Raw genomic sequence first — 18,666 nt, 5'->3', positions numbered from 1 at the left:
ACCAAGACCAGAAGACACAACTTTCAGACAAGGAAAACTGAGCCAAAAACTTGACGCGGGACAGATGGCCTCATGGCCGACGGCAACGGCGGTGTCAGTATCACCGGTGTAGAAGTAGCTGGAAGACAGGCCGGGGAGGTTGACCGCGCGCGAGCGGGCATAGGCCGAGCCGTAGCCGTCGACAGCTCGCCGCAGGTGCTCGATCGCCGCGGGTGCGTGGGTGGGGTCGGTGCGTGCCAGCAGGAACAGCGCATGCCCGCGCTGGGCCTCGATCTCGGCGTTCACCCCGTTCGCTTGGGTGGGGAAGACGGGTGTGGCCCACGGTGGTGCGCTGGCGGGGTCAGCGTCGGCGTAGGTGTGTTGGGCTTCGTCCATCGCCCGCCGGCACGGTTCAGCGTGTCCCAGCATGGCTCGTGCCCAGCTGATGGTGGTGGCGATGTAGGCGTGGGTGGTGGCCGAGACCGGGTAGCGGTGGCTGGTTGCCGTGGCACTGCTGAGCTGGGCCAAGCGGAGGGCTTCGTCGGGTCGGTTCAGGTGCAGTGCCTGATGGGCCATGTCCAGTAGCAGGTTCACCGTCAGGTCCGCGGCGCGCGGGTGATCCGCGCGCCGCGCGGTGTCCAGGGCGATCATCCACAGACGGCGCGCGGCGTCGTGTTCTTCCACGTCGTAGGACATCCAGGCGGCGGTTGACGCCAGGTCCGCGGTGGCCAGCAGGAGCGTCGCCCGCACGTGGTCGGAGCAGAGGGAGTCTTGGAGTTTGAGCACGTACCCCACCTGCGCGACAGCCGCGGCGCGGGAGAGTCCTCCGCCGTGTCGGTTGTCCGACAGGCGGAACGCGGCGGTGGCCTCCTCGATGGCCTCGACGTCGGCGTGACTGATGCGGCGTGGGGCGGGTGACTCCTGGTGGGTGGGAAGGAGCGCCTCCAGCCGCTCCAGTTCGGGAAAGGCCCCTGCCCCGAGAGTGATGGCGGTTACGGCGCTGAAGAAGTCCCGGCGGTCCACCCAGTTCACCTCCTTCTCCACGCTACCCGCGGCGACACCGCCGGCGGTATCGAAGCCGAGGAGCCGACCGGGAATACCCAGCGCCCCGGCGATACGGGCGATGACCTCGACGTCCCGCAGGCGGTGTCCTCCCCGCTCAACCGCCGAGACCCGGGACTGGGTCAGGCCGACCAGAAACCCGAGGTCCTCCTGGGTCATCGCAGCCGCCAGGCGTACGGCGCGGAACACCGGACCGAAGTCGTAGGCCGCCAGGGCCGCTCGTAGTGTCGGCTGGTCGTAGAAGCCGTCGGGCACGGGGCACCGACCGTAGGTGCGGGCCATACGCGCACAGGGATCGCACAAGGCGCCGGTGTGCCCACGGCGCAACGCTCCCCGACACGAACGACAACGCTGTGGTCCCTGGCCGGCCATGGCTTCTCGTCCTCCCCACTACAGGAGCGAATCCCCAGCGTAGCGCCCACAAACACGGTGCTGTGGTACGGGTCACTGGCGGTCCCGCGTCCCCCTATCAGGCCGTGCCCCCAGACGCCAGCCCGAGTAGGGCTATCCCTGCCAGGGCTGCATGCTGGCATAGACCACGACAAGGACGAAGGCCACGGTCAGGCCATGACCACGGTGTTCGGTCCGGTGCCGCTGCGCAGCCACAACGCCGCCAGCACGCGCCGCACCGCTGACAGCTCCCGCCAGGAGGTCCGCTGGGGCCTGTCTGGACGCCTCTGGCTCGACCCAGTGGCGCGAAGGGCGATCGGGGTTGCCGCGTTCGCCGTCCGTCTCCTGAACGCCTCCCAGGCGGACGCGTTGCCTCCCAATGTCGCTGACCGCTCCGGCCAGGAGGACCCAGGCCCCCACACCACACCGTGGCGCCGCCCAGAAGAGCCGTGCTGGGCACGATCGTCGGGCGGGGCGTCGGTCAGTCCGCACCCCGACTCAGGGCTGCTCGACGCCTCCGCCCGGCTTCGTGACCCGCAGCGACGCAGCGCTGAGAGGACATCGCAGGCTCGCGGCCCGACGCCGTCGCACACATCACCCTGGCCGGGCGCCCCGCCAGCCGCCTCGACAGCCCCCTGCGATTCGTCACCCCGTGTGTCCCGTTATGGAAGAGCCTCGCCAATGTCGGACAACTCGCGTGTTTCGACTCCAGTCGTCACGCCGATCGCACTCGACGACCCCTGGGGTCACCTGGAGACCAACGAGGGAATCAGCGCGGTGCGCCAAGCCGCAAACCGACTCCGTCGCGCCGGGTTCTCCCAACCCCGTGACCTCGTGATCGACCCCTCGACCCACGGACGGCCAGCACGAATGTTCGTCCGGTTCTGGAGGGGTGTCGTGTGGGTGGTGCTCGCGGCCTGGGACGGCTCCTTGGCCTACCGCCTGCCCGCCGACCACTTCGATGCCGCTGATCCCTTCAAGGTGATCTCCCCCGAAGACATCCCTACTGACAGCCCAGTCGAGGTCCACGAGTGCGTGCGGCAACTCCGGTGGGTGCGGATTGGGCTCTTCCCCGACGTTGTCGACGCCATTCTCGCCCTGCCCGAACCGCCTGGCCATGCCCACTGCGACCGGTTTCACCCCGACTGAACCACAGCGTGATCTCCGCCGTGCGTCGACAGCCGTGCTCACCGTTCGAACACTGCGACCTCATGGAGGTCATCATGACCACCACCCTCCGCGCGCCGGTTCGAGTGGACGACCTGAAATTCCGCACAACCAAGGGCTGGTTGCCTGGTCTTGGGCACGACACCTGGCACCAACCGATGGTCCGCGACGGGGTCGTGGTGCCGTCCCAAGCGATCCGCTCCCCGGACGCCTACCGCGGAGCGTGCGGACTGTCCTGTGAGGACCGGCCCCGTTAGGTGTCGCCGGGAGCAGCACCGTTCTGCTGTGGCCTGTGCGCCGAACTGACCGGAACGGAACTCGAGGACCCCGCCGCGCGGCACCACACCACCACCGAGAACAGGTGAGTCGGGTGAGACCGTGCATTTCCGTTCCCCTGCCGATCACCGCAGCCGTGCTCGCGCTGACGTGCGCCGTGTTGACAACCAGCACCGCGCCCATCGAGACCCCGGTGGTACGTACCCCACACCTATCGACCTCCCCGCCAACATGCGGGCTCCCGGTGCCGACGCTGAACGAGGCAGTAGGTCATTCACCTTCCACCCAAGCCGGAGACCGACGGCACGCTGGAACGTGCACCAGGCGGCAGGCACAACGAGGTGTCGGCCATCTCCTCCTCTTGCGAAGCGCGCTCAGCTGCCCGGCCGCTCTCTCGTCCCTGGCGCGTGGAGTGTGCACTGCGAGAGGACCACTACCGCGCATCTGGCCGATCAAGGGGAGTAACAGCATGACTACAGTGCGCAACGTGACGATGAGCACAACTGATGAGACGGCCCGTCCGGCCGAGCTGCGTGAGGCGATGGTTGGCCAGCTCCGCGAGATGGGGGCGATCACCAGCGAGCGGGTGGAGGCCGCGTTCCGTGCGGTGCCACGACACTTGTTCGCGCCGGGGGCTCCGCTGGAGGAGGCATACGGTGTCAACAGCACCGTGTTGACCAAGCGCAACGAGCACGGGGTGGCGGTTAGCACTGTGTCTGCGCCTCGTATTCAGGCGCTGATGTTGGAGCAGGCGGGGTTGGCGCCGGGGATGCGGGTCCTGGAGATCGGCTCGGGTGGGGTGAACGCTGCGCTGATCTCCGAGCTCGTGGGGCCGGCTGGGCAGGTGGTCACGGTCGACATTGACCAGGAGGTCGTGGACCGTGCCCGCGTCTGCCTGGCTGACGCCGGATACCCCGACGTCCGCGTGGTGCTGGCCGACGCCGAGCACGGCGTCCCCGCCCACGCCCCCTACGACAGGATCATCGTGACCGTGGGGGCGTTCGACATCCCCCCGGCGTGGCGAGAACAGCTTGCCCCCGGCGGCCTGATCGTGGTTCCGCTGCGCCTGCGGGCAGGCATGACGCGGTCGGTCGTGCTCGCGCCGGAGGGGGAACGACTGGCCAGCCGGGGCTATGACCTGTGTTCGTTCGTGCCGATGCAGGGTGTGGGGGCCGGTGACGAGCGCTTGGTCCGGCTGGACGGCGAGGATGTCGGCCTGCGCGTTGATGGCGACGTCCTGGTGCGCGTCGAGGCGCTGCGCCATTCGCTGAGCCAGCCCCGCGTGGAGGCATGGTCGGGCGTGACCCTGGGAGGGAACGAGCGCTTCGACGGGTTGCACCTGTGGCTGGCCCTGAACCTGCCCCGCTTTGGTGTCCTTCAAGCCCGGCCGAAGGCCCGCGAGCGAGGGCTGGTCGCCCACGCCTGGCCGCTGGGAATGCCGACCGCCCTGGACGAGGCCGGCGAGAGCTTCGCCTACCTCGGGTTGCGGCCGCTCACCCCGGACAAGCAGCGCTGCGAGTTCGGCGCGTACGGGCACGGACCGCACGCCGATGACCTCGTGCACCAGGTGATCGAGCACATCACCAGCTGGGACGGCACGAGCCTGAACGCCCAGATCGAGGTCTGGCCCGCCGGTACACCCGACGACCAGTTCCCCAGCCGAGACCGGGCTCTGGTCGTCAACCGGCAGCACAGCCGAGTCGTCGTGTCGTGGCCGTGACACGCCACGAAAAACGGCCCGAACGCACCACCTGTTGACGGATGAAGGAGGGCATAGTGGCAGCGCAGATCGAGCAGCCAACCGCGGAGTTACCGCCGGAGTTCGACCTGGACATCACCTCGATTGAACTCGGTGGAGCCGTCGACGACATCCTGCGGATGACGGACGACAACTGTGGGCAGACGTGCGAGTCGGCGTGCACCTCCTGCCCGTGAGCCACCACGAATTGTTCTGACCGCGCCTGCATCTGCGGCCCGGTGGCGCAGGGCACGCTGTGCGCCACCGGGCCACTTTCGTGAAGGGGCAACCGGTGTATCGGGTCATCGACGCGGCGCTGCTGCGCGCCGTCACCCACGTGTCCTTACCCGGTGTGGTCTTGCCGGATCTGGCGGACGACGCCTCGGGGCAGGTGGCAGGGTGGCGGCGATGGCTGCGCCAAGTCTGGGCGAACCAGGAGATCACGGCGGCTATCGAGGTGGCGAGCCCAGCTTTGGCGCACCGTGTGCGCCAGGTGTGCGAGGGCCGCGAGCTGCCGACGCGACAGGTTCGGGGCGTGGTGCTGTCGGTCCTGCGCTACCTGCTGCGCATGAGCCGTCCCACCCCGTTCGGGCTGTTCGCGGGGATCGCACCAGCGCATTTCGGGCCTCGGCTGGCGGTGCGCATCGGTCACGTCCACCACGCCCGCGCCCGGGTGGACAACGCGTGGCTGGAGCTGGTGGTCGTCCAGTTGGAACGCTGCCCGGATCTGCTCCGCCGGCTCCCGGTCGTCGTGAACGACTTGCTGGTGCGACGGGATGACCGCGCGGTGGTGAGCTGCCAGCGACCGCCCGGTAGTACGAGCGGCACCGCAGCGGCCGCCGAGGTGTCCGTGCGCCGCAGCAAGGCCGTGGAGACCGTCATACGGGCCGCCGCGTCGCCGATCCTCGTGCAGGAGCTGATCGACAAACTGGATGCGGAGTTCGCGACTGCCCCGGTGCCGGTAGTCGACGGCATGGTGCGTGACCTGGTGGCGCAGGGAATCCTGCTCACCAGCCTCCGCGCACCGATGACGGTCACCGACCCGCTTGCCCATGTCCTGGACGAGCTGACGGCGGTGGAGGCCGACGCGATACCGCTCGTGGCCGACATGCTGGGCCAACTCCGCGCCCTGCGCGACGACCTCGCTCACCACAACGAGACGACCAACAGCGGCCGCGCGCATGCCCTGCGCCAGCGCGTGGCAACACGAATGCGTGAACTGGCGGTCACCGAGCGGCCGATCTCGGTCGACCTGCGTCTGGACGCCGACCTGGTGCTGCCAGAGACGATCGCACGGGAAGTGGAAGCTGCGGCGGCGACACTGACCCGCCTGGCCCCGCATCCCACGGGCTCCCCGGCCTGGCGCGACTACCATGCCCAGTTCCTGGAGCGATACGGGATCGGCGCCGTCGTTCCCCTGGCCACGCTGGTACGCGCCGAAACGGGCTTGGGTTTCCCCGCCGGCTACCGGGACGCCACCGTGCCCCCGCCGCCAATACCGGCACTGACCGAACGCGACGCGGCGCTACTGGGCCTGGCGCAGCGCGCCACGATGACCCAGGACCCGGAGGTCGTGCTCGACGAGGAGACGATCCAGGCGCTCGCGGTGGCCGAGCCTACGACCGTGCAGCCGCACACCGAGCTGCGCCTCCGCCTCCACGCCCACACCGTCAAGGCGGTAGAGCGCGGCGAGTACGAGATCGTGCTCACCGGGGTGTCAAGGGCGGCCGGAACCACGGTCGGCCGGTTCGTGGACCTGCTGGGACCGGCGGATCGACAGCGGATGGTCGATGCCTACACCGGCCTACCCACCGTGAGTGCCGACGCGATCCCCGTGCAGGTCTCGTGCCCGCCGCTGTCGGCGCGAGCGGAGAACGTCGCCCGCGCCCCCGCCGTGCTGCCCACGCTGATCTCTCTCACCGAACACCCCTCGTCCGGCCGTGGCAGCGTGATCCCGCTCGACGATCTCGCCATCACGGCCGACGCCCGACGGCTCGCCGTGATGTCGTTGTCCCGGCAGCAGCTGCTGGAGCCCGTGGTGTTCTCCGCGCTGGAGTTCGTCCACCAAGCCCACCCACTGCTGCGCATGCTGTGCGAGATCAGCACCGCCCGGTCGGCGGCGTGCGCTCCCTGGTCGTGGGGAGCCGCCAGCCGATTACCCGTCCTGCCCCGCGTCCGGTTCCGACGCGTCATCCTGTCCCCGGCCCGGTGGCGGCTGACCACCGCCGCCCTGCGCGGACCCGACGCACCGTGGCCGGTATGGCTGGCCAGCCTGACGAGCTGGCGCCGCGACATGCGGGTTCCCCGCCAGGTGTACCTGGGTGAGGACGACCGACGCCTCCCACTGGACTTCGACGAAGCGGCGCACCTGCCCCTGCTGCGCGCCGAACTGGACCGCACCGGCCACGCCACGCTGCGCGAAGCGCCCTCGCCCGATGGGTTCGGCTGGTTCGGCGGTCGCGCCCACGAGATCACGGTTCCGCTGTCCGCCACCCAGCCGCCCACGTACTCCACGCTGCGGCCGCGTTTCCGCCGGGTCCGGCCGCTCAACGTCGAGCACGGCCACCTGCCTGGCGCGAGCAACTGGCTTCACGCCAAGCTCTACGCACCCGCGCGACACCACACCGCAATCCTCACCACCCACCTCCCCGACCTGCTCTCGTCGTGGGCCCAGCCGCCGCTCTGGTGGTTCCTGCCGTACCAGGACCCCGAGCAACATCTGCGGCTGCGCATCCAGCTCGGGCCGAATCTCCGCTTTGCCGACGCCGCCCAGCACGTCAGCACCTGGGCTGCCGGCCTCCGGCGTGCCGGCCTGATCAGGGATCTCCAGTTCGCCACCTACTACCCGGAGACGGGACGCTACGGCCAGGGACCAGCGATGGCAGCCGCCGAGGCCGTGTTCGCCGCCGACTCGGCCGCGGCACTCGCCCAGATGACCGCGGCGGCCCACCGCGGCGGCCCGCATCCACAGGCGCTGATCGCCGCGAGCCTGCTGGACCTAGCCATCTCCGTCATCGGTGACCTCGATGAGGGCGTGGACTGGCTGCTCGACCACGCGGGCGCCACCTCCGGCCCAGCTCTCGACCGCGCCCTGCGGACCGAGGCGATGCGGCTCGCCGACCCAGCAGCCGGCGGATCGGTGCTCCGCGATGTTCTGGGCGGCGAGCGGATCGCCGTGGCCTGGACGCGGCGCCGCGCGGCGTTGCGCACCTACCGCGAGGCGCTCACCTCCTGTGGCGAGGCCGTCCCCGCGGCGGCGCTGCCGGACCTGCTGCACCTGCATCACGTGCGCGCGGCCGGCGTCGATCTCGAGGCCGAACGCACCTGCCTGCGGCTGGCCCGCGCCGCCGCCCTCAGCTACCGCGCCCGCACGCGGAAAGACGCATTGTGATCCGCCCGCAACCGCAGGCGCTGGCCGCCGCATCGGCCATCGCCGAGCGCCTGACCGATCCGAGCACCGTGCCTGCCGGCGTCAACCGGAACAGGCCGCAGTCCCTGGCTGGCGGCTTCGCCGGCATCGCCCTGCTGCACATCGAGCGCGCCCTGTCTGGGCACGGCGACTGGTACACCGCGGATGCCTGGCTGGCCGCAGCCGCAGCGGAGCCGCTCAGCGCCGGAGGCAACGCCAGTCTCTACTTCGGCGCGCCCGCCGTCGGGTTCGTCGCACATGCGGCCGCCGCCGGTCGGCCCGGCCGACTCACCCAAGCGCTGGAACGCCTGGACGCCGACACCCTCACCCTGACCCGTCGCCGCCTAGACCACGCCCGCACCCGTCTCGACCGCGGGGAACGGCCGGTGATGGCCGAGTTCGACCTGATCCGCGGACTGGCCGGGCTGGCCGCCGATCACCTGCGGCGCCACCCCGACCACGAGATCACCCGCGACGTGCTGGCCTACCTGGTCCGGCTCACCGAGCCGGTGACGGTCGATGGGCAGACGCTGCCCGGTTGGTGGGTCGACGTCGCCCCCAACGGCGAGGTCTCACCAGAGTTTCCCGGCGGGCACGGGAATCTCGGCATGTCGCACGGCATCGCCGCCCCGCTCGCGGTGCTGTCGCTGGCGATGCGGTGGGGTGTCGTCGTCGACGGACATTCCGAAGCCATCGTGCGGATCTGTGCCTGGCTGGATTTCTGGCAGCAGGACGACCCGCACGGCCCCTGGTGGCCCGGATTCGTGACTGCCGAGCACGCGCGGAAAGGCACGATTCCCCTGACCGTCCCGCGGCGGCCGGACTGGTGCTACCGCACACCCGGCATCGCCCGCGCCCAGCAACTCGCGGGCATCGCCCTCCACGACGACGAGCGACAGCGTCGCGCCGAGGGCGCGCTGCTCGCCTGCCTCCGCGACCCCGACCAACTCGCCCTCGTGGGCGACATCGGTCTGTGCCACGGCACCGCCGGCCTGCTCCAGGTCACCTGGCGCATGGCCACCGACGCCGCCACACCCGACCTCGCCGACGAACTCCCGGGCCTGGTCGAACGGCTCATCGGTCAGCTCGACACCGCCCACGCCGACCCCGAACTGCTCGACGGCCTCGCCGGAGTCGCGCTGGCGCTGCACACCGCCGGCACCGGCACAGCCCCACGCTCGGGCTGGGACGCCTGCCTCAGCCTCGCCTGATCGCGGAGGGGAGCACGATGGCCCACGATCCCGTTGCACCACTCGCGGATACCGCATGGCGGCAGGTGGTCATCCGCTTCCCCAACTACACGACGGCCGAACACGTCGCGGCCGCCCACCTGGGCCCCGAGCTGGCCCACGCCGAGGACACCGGCCTGATGACCGCGTGGTTCTTCACCCGCAAGAAACCCCACTGGCGGCTGCGGTTCCTCCCCACCACCCCCGATGAGCAGGACGCAACGAAAGTCATCCACACGCGGCTCGACGCCCTGCGCGACGCCGGCCACATCGAGCAATGGGTGGAGACCATCTACGAACCCGAGACCTACGCCTTCGGTGGACCCGCGGCCATGGAGGTGGCCCACCGGCTGTTCCACGCCGACAGCCACCACATCCTCCACTGGCTTCACACCGAGCAGACCACGCACTCCAAGGACGGCCGCGACCACCGCCGCGAGCTGTCGATCCTGCTGTACAGCGGCCTGTTGCGTAGCGCCGCCCTGGACTGGTACGAGCGCGGTGACGTGTGGACCCGCGTCGCCGAACACCGGCCCCCTCCACCCCACGACACCCCCCGCGACCATCTCCGCCACCTCGAATCCCAGGTCCGCACGCTCATGACCGTCGACACGAGCCCCACCAGCCCGGTGTTCCGCGAGGGAGGACCCTTTGCCGACATGGCCGCCTGGCTCGCCGCATTCACCCAGGCCGGCCGCGACATTCGCGAGCTTGCTGACACCGGCCGACTCACTCGGGGCCTGCGCGCCGTGCTTGCCCATCACCTGCTGTTCGCCTGGAACCGGCTCGGCCTGCCCTCCAAGACCCAGGGCCTCCTGGCGCACGCGGCCACCAACGTCGTCTTCGGCGAGCCCCAGAAGGAGGCGACGCGCCGATGACCGGCACACCACCCGACCACGCAATCCCCACATCCCTGGGGACAGCCGGCCAGCGTCGCCGTCCCGAGGCGCACGCTGTACCGCTTCCGCCCGGGATGGCGGCCTGGTTTCCTCTCCTGCCACGCACGCGGCCCGCTGCCGCTCCGCTGGATCGACGGGTCGCCGAGATCGGCCACCTGGCGGCCGCCGCACCCCACGAAGACGACGAACACCGCCAGCTCGTGCGGGCCGCCGAGACGCTGAACAAGGCCGCCCTCATCGCGAGCGACACCGGATGTGCCGACCTCGCCCACCAGTTGTGCTGGCGGCAGCTCGACCTCTGGCTCGCAGCCGCACCGCTAGACGGAAAGAGGGCCAAGCTCGCCTTGGAGCCGCTGGTCAACCTCGGGCGCCTGGCCATCCGAGCTGGCGACGCCGAGCGCGCCCACCGCCTCTACGAGGACGCCTTCCACGCGGTGCACGCCGCGACCACCGTCGAGATCGACGGCCGGCACCTCGACTTCCGTCACCTCATCAGCGGCACCGAGGAGCGCGCCGAACCGGTGCGGTTCTTGTGGAGAATCCTGCTGGCCGACGGCACCCGCGCCCTCACCCGCGCCGGCCGCTGGGCCGACGCACTCCACCACCTCCAGCGATACAAAGGGATCGGCGAGCGCCTGTGGGACGGCCGCCAAGTCGCCGTTCTCGCAGCCTGCGCCACCGGCAACCCCGACCGCTCCGTCACTCTGCTCGCCGAGAGCTACACGCCTGGACCGTGGGAGCAGGCGATCGCGGCGTGCCTCCGAACGCTGTGTCTGCGCGCCGCGCAGCAGCCCACGGGTGAGGCCACCACCGCGATGGCGCACACCTATCTCGGTCTCGAACCCGCCGTCGAGCACCTCCTTTTCCGCACGCGCCTCGGCCTGGTCGCCGGCGACCTTGCCGACGACACACGCCGACCGTTGATCCTCGACCGCGTAATCTGCGAGGCAGTGTCAAGCAGCGACGCCCACAGCGCCCGGGATGTCCTCACCCAGTGTCGACCACACCTGAAGGACACCGAGCAGGCCGCCCTCACCGCCACCATCGAGAAGTCCGGGCTCCAGCGCCGAATGATCCCGCCTGAGCTCCTCGACGAACTCATGACCGCAGTGAGTGATGCCGAGGAGCACATGAAACAGACACTCCGTGAAGCCCGGAGATCACCACGATGATGGACTTCCTGTTCCTCCTCAACAGGATTCCTCGTGAGGCACACCCCTGCTCCAAGCCTTTATAGCAGGAGTGGGCCGGTGCCCGCGATGGCCGGGACGTCCTGGCCCGGGTGGCGGCCGAGGCGGGCCAGCCGGTCCCCGACGACACCTACACGGTGGCCACCCCCTCCGGCGGCACCCGTCCCGGCATCCACCTGTATTTCCAGGCCCCGGCCGTGGAGTTGCGGAACACGGTGGGCAAGCTCGGCTGGCGGATCGACACCCGCGGCGTCGGTGGCTATGTCGTGGCCGCGGGGTCAGTGCGGCCGGAAGGGGTCTATCGCGTCGTGCGTGACGCCCCGGTTCAGCTGCTGCCGCAGTGGCTGGTCACCGCGCTGACCCCGCCATGCCCCCCCGCGGGAGACGTCCCCGGGCGCCGTCACGCATCCCCGCTACCTGCAGGCCGCCCTGGACGGGGAGGTCGACAAGGTCGTCCACGCCCGGGAAGGCGAACGGCGCTACACGGTGCTGCATGCGGCCAGCGCGCTGGGCTCCCTGGGGCTGGACGAGGCCACGATCACGGCCGCCCTGACCGCGGCGGCTGACGAGTGCCGCCGCCGTACCCGCGAACCCCTGGGTGAACGGGAGGTGGAGCGGGCGATCCGCGACGGGATCGCCTTCGGCCGGCGTCATCCGCGCAGTCGGCGCGCCAGCTGATCCCACCCACAGGAACGAGAGCGGCGTTGTCACTACTTCTGATCAGCGAAGGAGTTTGAGCGTGGCTGGCGAGACGACGATCACGGTGGTTGGGAACCTGACTGCGGATCCAGAGCTGACTTTCACGAAGTCTGGTGCTGCGGTTGTGAACTTCACGGTGGCCAGCACACCGCGCGTGTTCGATCGGGTCTCCGGCGAGTGGAAGGACGGCGACGCGCTGTTCCTGCGGTGCAGCGGGTGGAACCAGCCGGCGGAGAACGTGGCCGAGAGCCTGAGCCGCGGGGCACGGGTCGTGGTCCAGGGACGGTTGCGGCAGCGGTCCTACGAAAAGGACGGCGAGAAGCGCACCGTGAACGAGTTGCTGGTCGATGAGATAAGGCCGTCGTTGCGGTACGCGACAGCCAGGGTGACCAAGGCAGCGCGCAGCAACGGGGAGAACGGTACCGCGCCCGCTCCCGCCACCGGCGGGACGCCCGACGAGGACGCGCCGCCGTTCTGAGAGCCCCTGGGCCGGGGGCTGCTGTCCACCGACACCCGGCCTGAGACCAGACCACCTTCCCCCGCCCCGGCGTCGACGCGCACCTCGACGCCGGGGCCTTCTTCTGCCCGCGTTCGCCAGCGCACCAGGAGACGAGGCGTGCCAACACGCCTGATCCACGCCGGCGCACTGTAAGGAAAGGAGTTGACCCGTGGCCACATCCGCCCACTGCGAGGTTCTCTCCACGCTCCTGCGGACCACCACCGTCGTCCTGGACACGCTCGATGCGTGCCTGTGGTGGGCCGAAGACGAGATCAGCCAGGCCATGAACCGGCACCCCGATCACGCGGACACGCTGTTCCACAGCTTTCTCCTGCTCACGCCGACCCACACCCTGATGGGCACCGAGTTCGTCTTTCGGTCACATTGCCGGGAATTGCTTGAGCGGGTGGCCGCCGGTGAGGACACCCGGTCGGGGACCGCGGCCGAAGTGTGCTGCGCGTGCCACGACATCAGCCTGGTCACCCCGCTGTCCTCCCCGGCCACGGGCTTGTACTTCCGCATGTGGTCCCACGCTTTTCCGGACCAGCCGATGTTCGGCAGCAGTCTTGCGCATCACGAAGCGCTGGAGGGGTCGACCATCGACGACCTCGAAGCCATCGCGCGCCGCAAACTGGGCGTTTCGCACCGGAAACTCGGCGAGATCGAGTGCGTCGGCCGACACCACGGCCAGGCGGTGCGGTGCCCCTACGCACACCCGATCCAGGAAACACTGCCCCTGACACCCTGACTAACCTCGCCACGCCGGACGTCGGCCTGACCTGACTGTGACCGGCTCCACGCGGTTCTCACCGGCACACCGATCCGCCCGGGCCCCGGGCCGTGCCAGCCCCTCCGGCACCGACGCGTGCGACCCGTCGACCAGTTGCGCGCCAACTCGTCTGCGTCCGCTGGCCACGCGAGAAACCCGGACCGAGCGCCGGTTTCGGGTCCGCGGCCCCGCCGCCGTGATCGCCGTGGTCGTCCGGAATCCGCTTCGCGCAATCGTTTCTTGGAGGCACCTGTGTCCACCGATTCCACGTCTGCCCGGATCGCCGCACTGCCCACACTGGCCGAGGAGATCCACCCAGCATCCCGGCCGCGCGCCCTGTGTGTCCCTCCGCTCGAGGGCTATGTGCTCGTGGCCGAGCAGTTGTGGGCACGGGAGAGGTGCCGTGGCTGTGACGGTACCGGCACGTCGTCGTCTGGGATGAGGACGGGCGGACCCCCGAGCCGTGCGACTGCCTCTACACGCCCGAGGAGGAGCTGCCCCCGCAGGTGGAACTGCCCACCATGCCGGGGGAACTGGTGACGCCGGAGGGCCGCGTGAGGGTCACGGTGGTGGCGGTCGACCGAGACACGGTGCTGGCCGTGTCCGCCGGACGTGGGGAGCGGGACGAGGAGGGCGGACCGTGGTACCGGGCGACCCGCGACCTTGCGGGCTGGGAGCTGCCGGACTGGCCCGGTCACGTGACTGCGGACCCCGCCGCCGTGGAAAAGTCGCTGAGGCGCTGGCTCGACCAGCTCTTCCCCCACCGTCGGAAAGTGTGATCTTCAGGTGACTACGGCCTGTTGCCAGTGCGCGCAGCGGCAAGCATCGAGCAGGGGCCCAGCTTGACGTAAGTACCGAACTGGACGCGCTGGCCCAAGGGGTTCCGCGAGCGAGCAGAACGTGAGGATGAGCGCTTCGGCTCGCCACACGGAAACGGAGTAGGGATGACCGGTGCGACAGCGACTCGCCCGCGCCGCCGGCGGAGGACGAATCCGCAGCTCAGGAACCTGATAGGCGTGGGTGGGGGCCACCGTTCGCGGTGACCCCCACCCATGTGGCACTCGAGGCTTGCTGACCGTGGTAGCGCGATGAACGGGATCAGCGTTGGCCGTACCGCTTCTTCACGTTCCGGCCGATCAACCAATCCACGGCGAGCACGAGCACCGCCACCGGGAGCAAATACCACCACGGGAGATCGTTGTAACCAACGACCCCAGCCGCAGCAATACCAAGTAAGAAAATCACCGAACGACTTACTCGCTCATAGCGAGTGATGCGGACATGAGCGGCATACCCTTCGGGGTCACGAACAGGCCGCATCGGTGGGATTTGGCCTCGATCCTTGCTCTCGTGAGAGTCCACTGTCACATCCTAGAGCAGGACGGCAGGCACACCGTCACCGGTCAGACAGCACCATCGCGGGTCCCGGACCAGCCGCTTCCTCGTCGAGCGCGACTAAACGCCTGGAATGCAGTTCTTCGGCTCGACCGGAACCAGCGGAGCACCCTTGTCAAGCTTCATCTGGTAGCACTGACCAGGGTTCAGGCTCTGTGCCTTCTTATGGACGCCTTCGAGGACGCCCCATGCAGTCTTACCGCCACCAATAAAACACGCGAGCTTGATGAGAGCGGCAGCCGGAGCGGGGATGTTCGACGCGATGCAGACTGCCCCAATGCCTCCCGCGATGAGGCCACCCGCGGCGTAATAGAGAGCCCGCCACTCGGTGCCAAACCCGTTGAGGTACACACCCCAGCCGTAGGTGAGCTTCGGGTCTGCGACGACCGGGTAGGCGGCACCGTGGTGGTCAACGACCTGGGTCAGGGTGTTCCCCTTGACCTCGTAGTGCGTCGGCACCTTCTTCCCCGCGGCATCACGTGCCCACGGAGCCTGGATACGGCCGAGTTCGAGGCGAACACCGTCCTGCGTGGCTGCGAGCACGACGCTGCCATCGTCCTGCTGAGCTGCCTGGACACCGTGCGGCAGTTCCACGTTGAAGTCGTAACGGGTCGGTGCGGCGTCCCCGTGGATCGTCACCAGGCTCCGTGCACCGTCGGCCACCGGTTCCGCGACAACAGCGAACTTCTTGTCCTGCGCGCGGAAGACCTTGGTGCCGCTCACGGACGTGCCGGCGTGGTCACCTGGGGTTTCGGGAAGGGCCAGCGTGATCTGCGGCAGGCCCTCCCCGGTCCCAAGAGTGATCTTGCGGCTGTTCTCGTCGGGCAAGGTCACCCGAATCCCCTCGCGGGGCTGTGTCGCCGCCTGTTGCCCTGCGGCAGCGGCCGCAGAAGCAGCAACGGCCTTGACCTGCTCTGCTGCCGGAACCTCTCCCCGTGCATTAGCCGCGAACGCGAAACTTGGTGCACTGAGGGTCGCGACAACGACTGCCGTCGCAAGGGCGCCCACAGCGCGCAATCTGTTACGCACGAATACGCCTTTCAGAAATCCCATTACTACAACCAAAACCGCCCAGTAGGCCCGGAAGGCCAAGGATTTCCCTCCTGCTGGCTGGGTCGCACGGGGAAAGTTACGGAGCGGATCAACGAGAACGCAACCAGCAACCAGGGTCAGTGACATTGATCACCAGGACCGGCGCGGACTACTACCACAGCCATGACGGCTCGCGCTTCCCGCTTTCGTCGACCGATCTACCTCATCTATCGACACCCAAAACCCACTAAAGATACGTCTTCGGGTGTGTCTGATTCCCAACGAAGGTAGGTCCTTCCCGAGGAGGCGGCAGTGGGCAAGCGTGGACCTGCACCGAGGCCGACCGCATGACGGGTGCTTGCGTGGGCCGCACCGGCTGATCGTCGTGTTCGTGCTGGTCAGCTCCCCAGGACAGCTCTGATAATCGGTACTTACGTCAAGCTGGGCGCCTGCTCGATGCGTGCCGCTGCGCGCACTGGCAACAGGCCGTAGTCACCTGAAGATCACACTTTCCGAGCGCATCGCGAGGCCGAACCGGCATCTGGTGTCCGCGCTCCGGGTGCGGCTTGGAGGCGGACCCGTGACCCGCACCCCGTGAAGCCCGCTGGCCGAGCTGGGCGCGCCCCTTTGCCCCGGGGTGGCCGCTGCCCGCTCACCCCGTGGCCGGGCCCTGGCCACCCCGACCAGGTGCCCGGCCACGGGCTCAGCCGAGAACCCGCCCCAGCACACGGAAAGGCACACCCGTGACCAACCACACTCCCTGCGTGGCTCGACCAGAGGGGTCCGGAAGCCCGATACACGACCCCGAGGGCTCGCCCGACACCAGGGTCCGTCATCACCACCACTCGTCTGACCAGCCCACGGCCATCAACAGGCTGGCCTGCCGGACGTGGTGGGCGTTGACGCAGCATGCCGGGGGGTGCCCCGAGTGCCGGCGGCCCCAGCCTGAGAAGGGAAACGCTCGATGTCGACTCCACACCACGACACGGGAATCGTCGACTGGCTCGACCCCAACTCCTGGGAGATCCTGCCCGGCGTCGCATCCCGTCCGACGCCCGTCCTCACCATGGACGGCACCTGCGGACTGATCTCCGGGGTGCGGTTCGCGCACACCACCCGCTGCCTCGTGTGCCGGGCCGCCTTCCACCTCTACACCGACGGCGGCACTATTGAAGCCGGCCTCGAGGTGCTGCGCCGTGGGAAAACCGTGCGCTGGTTCCAGGTGCAGCGACCCGGCTGTCGCCGCCCCCAACTCCCGTCAACCTGCCCCAACCCGCAGTGTGACCGCGCCAGCGCGCCGTTGCGCGGCTGGCGGTTCGAGGGGCCGGACACGGGCGATCCCGGTCGGCCCCGAACCCAGTGGGCTCCTCAACACCATCTGGGCCACCGTGCGGGCCGCCGCACCGGCGCTGGACGCCACGGCCGACAAGGCCCCCTCGCGCTATCAGTGCGGCTGATCCCGCACGTCTCTGGAGATCGACCTCCTGGGGAATGGACACGTGACGATCCCTGCCGCGTGTCCAACCACCCTGCGACACCAGGCGGAGGTCAAGGGCCAGCGCGTGCTGGATCTGCTGAGGGTGGCCCGCCAGGAACGCCGCCGCCGAGTACGTGCCCGCCTGGACAGTGACGCGGGGGCCCTGCGCCCACGATCCGATGCAGAACCAGAGCAGTAAAGAGGGATTCCCATGATGACAGCAGCCACTTCGGATTCCCCAGGTACGGCCAGTTACGACGTCACTCTGCGTAGGCGCCGAAGGCTCCGCCTTGCGAGGGTTACCCTTCTTCGTCCTTAACCTCCAACGCTTGTCTCGCCAGGCCAATGAACGTGACGTAGGCTTCCCGGAAATCCAGGTACGCAGCGTCGTAGTCGTGCCTCCGCTCGGGACTGTCGTCACCGATGAGCGCCTTGAGCAGCGGCTGCACGCGTCGCGCCATCTGCCGCACCTGCTCCGCCGCGGCGGAAACCTCGGCAGGGCCATCGAGCCGGACCGCATGGGTTGCCTGGTTCATGTTCCCGATCGTCGGACCGATGCGCTCATACATCTGCGTCAGGATCCGGTCCTTGGTCGCCCGGTCACGCGTCGCGTCGACGTCGTCAATCTGCCATGTGACCTCATTGAACGCGTGCGCGCAGCTCATCATCTCCCGATAGGTGGATCGTCGCCGGTCGCGCTGCTCACGAAGGGCTTCTGCCGTCGTCGTTGTTCGGGCTTGGGCCAGCGCCGCGCGCGAGGTTGCCCGCGCGGTGATGTAGCTGGCTCCGAGCGCGGTCAGCGCAGTGAGGATGCCGACCCACAGTCCGCTACTCGCCATGATCGAGAAGTCTGCCAGCCGGGAATACCGTTGGGACAGCCCACGCATCGATCACTGACCGTGATCTGCGACGGCCAGATATCTCCCCACTAACTGGCCGTCGGTGGGGAATCTCAACTGGCCACTAACACCATGAGCACGCAACCCTGGTGGGTACCGGGTCCGCACGACGCGGAATCCGTCGTGGACGACGAGTTCGACTTCGTCACTGAGGTGATTGGCGATGACCTCGTGGTGGGTGGCGTCGTCTACAGCCGCATCGACTGGAAATACGAAGACGGCGAAGCGGTGCGCCGCTCCCCCGAGGAACGGCAGGCCATGCTGGACGCCCTCGCGGCGGAACTCGGTGAGGAGGATGCTCACCGGCCCGCCGCGTCCGAGATCGAGCATGGGGGGTGCGACGCGAGTCCCCCGTGTTGAACCGGTTCCCGCTGTGCGGCGAGGGTCCCCGGAACGCGATGCACCGTGTCGTGTCCGGCGCCGGGTCTCTACCCCTGGCGCAGCGGGTTGACGGGCGTGAACGGCGCCCGCGGTCTCGACCGGACACCCGGGGCGAGGCGAGGGCCGCGACATCACCCGGGTGGCCGACCGTGTCGGCCCGGCACCAACGACGTGGT

The 18,666-nt window shown here is 69.1% G+C and carries 16 protein-coding genes and 1 pseudogene; 14 read left to right on the top strand and 3 right to left on the bottom strand.

The genetic code is table 11. The features are described 5' to 3' along the window. A partial coding sequence (locus IEY55_RS26430) for a helix-turn-helix domain-containing protein (protein WP_189061265.1) occupies positions 1-1,296 on the bottom strand: 1,296 nt, incomplete at its 3' end. An 816-nt stretch (positions 1,297-2,112) separates the two neighbouring features. Here IEY55_RS26430 and IEY55_RS26425 point away from each other — a divergent pair. The 13 genes and pseudogenes from IEY55_RS26425 (at position 2,113) to IEY55_RS26365 (ending at position 14,085) form a co-directional block, all read left to right on the top strand. Then, entirely contained in the window at positions 2,113-2,580 is a 468-nt protein-coding gene (locus IEY55_RS26425; RefSeq protein WP_189061264.1) for a hypothetical protein, read from the top strand. A 74-nt stretch (positions 2,581-2,654) separates the two neighbouring features. After that, entirely contained in the window at positions 2,655-2,855 is a 201-nt protein-coding gene (locus IEY55_RS26420; protein ID WP_189061263.1) for a hypothetical protein, read from the top strand. 488 nt (positions 2,856-3,343) lie between these two features. Further along, on the top strand, positions 3,344-4,594 hold the full coding sequence (gene fxlM / locus IEY55_RS26415) for a methyltransferase, FxLD system (RefSeq protein WP_229686777.1): 1,251 nt from the start codon (positions 3,344-3,346) through the stop codon (positions 4,592-4,594). A 56-nt stretch (positions 4,595-4,650) separates the two neighbouring features. Then, entirely contained in the window at positions 4,651-4,809 is a 159-nt protein-coding gene (locus tag IEY55_RS26410; RefSeq protein ID WP_229686776.1) for an FxLD family lanthipeptide, read from the top strand. A gap of 95 nt (positions 4,810-4,904) precedes the next feature. Then, positions 4,905-8,003, top strand: a complete 3,099-nt coding sequence (locus IEY55_RS26405; protein ID WP_189061261.1) for a lantibiotic dehydratase — start codon at positions 4,905-4,907, stop codon at positions 8,001-8,003. After that, entirely contained in the window at positions 8,000-9,232 is a 1,233-nt protein-coding gene (locus IEY55_RS26400; RefSeq protein WP_229686775.1) for a lanthionine synthetase C family protein, read from the top strand. The genes IEY55_RS26405 and IEY55_RS26400 overlap by 4 nt, the downstream gene beginning before the upstream one ends. Positions 9,233-9,249: 17 nt before the next feature. Then, the gene (locus tag IEY55_RS26395; RefSeq protein ID WP_189061260.1) at positions 9,250-10,128 is read left to right on the top strand and encodes a thiopeptide-type bacteriocin biosynthesis protein; all 879 of its coding nucleotides are present in this window, start codon (positions 9,250-9,252) and stop codon (positions 10,126-10,128) included. Beyond that, the gene (locus IEY55_RS26390; RefSeq protein WP_229686774.1) at positions 10,125-11,321 is read left to right on the top strand and encodes a hypothetical protein; all 1,197 of its coding nucleotides are present in this window, start codon (positions 10,125-10,127) and stop codon (positions 11,319-11,321) included. The genes IEY55_RS26395 and IEY55_RS26390 overlap by 4 nt, the downstream gene beginning before the upstream one ends. A gap of 98 nt (positions 11,322-11,419) precedes the next feature. Beyond that, a pseudogene (locus tag IEY55_RS26385) lies at positions 11,420-11,905 on the top strand (bifunctional DNA primase/polymerase); the annotation flags it as partial. Continuing rightward, on the top strand, positions 11,826-12,017 hold the full coding sequence (locus IEY55_RS26380; RefSeq protein ID WP_189061259.1) for a hypothetical protein: 192 nt from the start codon (positions 11,826-11,828) through the stop codon (positions 12,015-12,017). The pseudogene IEY55_RS26385 and the gene IEY55_RS26380, both read left to right, overlap by 80 nt. A 61-nt stretch (positions 12,018-12,078) precedes the next feature. Further along, complete coding sequence (locus tag IEY55_RS26375; protein WP_189061258.1) at positions 12,079-12,516, top strand: single-stranded DNA-binding protein; 438 nt, start codon at positions 12,079-12,081, stop codon at positions 12,514-12,516. A 190-nt stretch (positions 12,517-12,706) separates the two neighbouring features. Next, on the top strand, positions 12,707-13,285 hold the full coding sequence (locus tag IEY55_RS26370; protein WP_189061257.1) for a hypothetical protein: 579 nt from the start codon (positions 12,707-12,709) through the stop codon (positions 13,283-13,285). A gap of 527 nt (positions 13,286-13,812) precedes the next feature. Further along, a complete protein-coding gene (locus tag IEY55_RS26365; protein ID WP_189061256.1) occupies positions 13,813-14,085 on the top strand; it encodes a hypothetical protein in 273 nt (90 codons plus the stop codon). A 676-nt stretch (positions 14,086-14,761) separates the two neighbouring features. On the opposite strand, the gene IEY55_RS26360 is transcribed toward IEY55_RS26365, so the two are convergent. Both IEY55_RS26360 and IEY55_RS26355 read right to left on the bottom strand, forming a co-directional pair. Continuing rightward, positions 14,762-15,793, bottom strand: coding sequence for a hypothetical protein (locus IEY55_RS26360; protein ID WP_189061255.1), 1,032 nt, complete (start codon positions 15,791-15,793; stop codon positions 14,762-14,764). Positions 15,794-17,509: 1,716 nt separating this feature from the next. After that, positions 17,510-18,097, bottom strand: coding sequence for a hypothetical protein (locus IEY55_RS26355; protein WP_229686772.1), 588 nt, complete (start codon positions 18,095-18,097; stop codon positions 17,510-17,512). 84 nt (positions 18,098-18,181) lie between these two features. Here IEY55_RS26355 and IEY55_RS26350 point away from each other — a divergent pair, with 84 nt between their 5' ends. Then, positions 18,182-18,469, top strand: coding sequence for a hypothetical protein (locus tag IEY55_RS26350; protein ID WP_189061254.1), 288 nt, complete (start codon positions 18,182-18,184; stop codon positions 18,467-18,469). Positions 18,470-18,666: the final 197 nt, after the last annotated feature.

The organism is Longimycelium tulufanense (assembly GCF_014645795.1).
Classification (GTDB): domain Bacteria; phylum Actinomycetota; class Actinomycetes; order Mycobacteriales; family Pseudonocardiaceae; genus Longimycelium; species Longimycelium tulufanense.
Note: the sequence above shows the minus strand (reverse complement) of the source record. Positions and strands in the feature narration are given on the sequence as shown.

Excerpts from the sequence above, each read along its gene's own strand:
- IEY55_RS26425 (WP_189061264.1), top strand. The coding sequence starts at position 2,113 with ATGTCGGACAACTCGCGTGTTTCGACTCCAGTCGTCACGCCGATCGCA.
- IEY55_RS26420 (WP_189061263.1), top strand. The coding sequence starts at position 2,655 with ATGACCACCACCCTCCGCGCGCCGGTTCGAGTGGACGACCTGAAATTC.
- fxlM (WP_229686777.1), top strand. The coding sequence starts at position 3,344 with ATGACTACAGTGCGCAACGTGACGATGAGCACAACTGATGAGACGGCC.
- IEY55_RS26395 (WP_189061260.1), top strand. The coding sequence starts at position 9,250 with ATGGCCCACGATCCCGTTGCACCACTCGCGGATACCGCATGGCGGCAG.
- IEY55_RS26390 (WP_229686774.1), top strand. The coding sequence starts at position 10,125 with ATGACCGGCACACCACCCGACCACGCAATCCCCACATCCCTGGGGACA.
- IEY55_RS26355 (WP_229686772.1), bottom strand. The coding sequence starts at position 18,097 with ATGCGTGGGCTGTCCCAACGGTATTCCCGGCTGGCAGACTTCTCGATC.
- IEY55_RS26350 (WP_189061254.1), top strand. The coding sequence starts at position 18,182 with ATGAGCACGCAACCCTGGTGGGTACCGGGTCCGCACGACGCGGAATCC.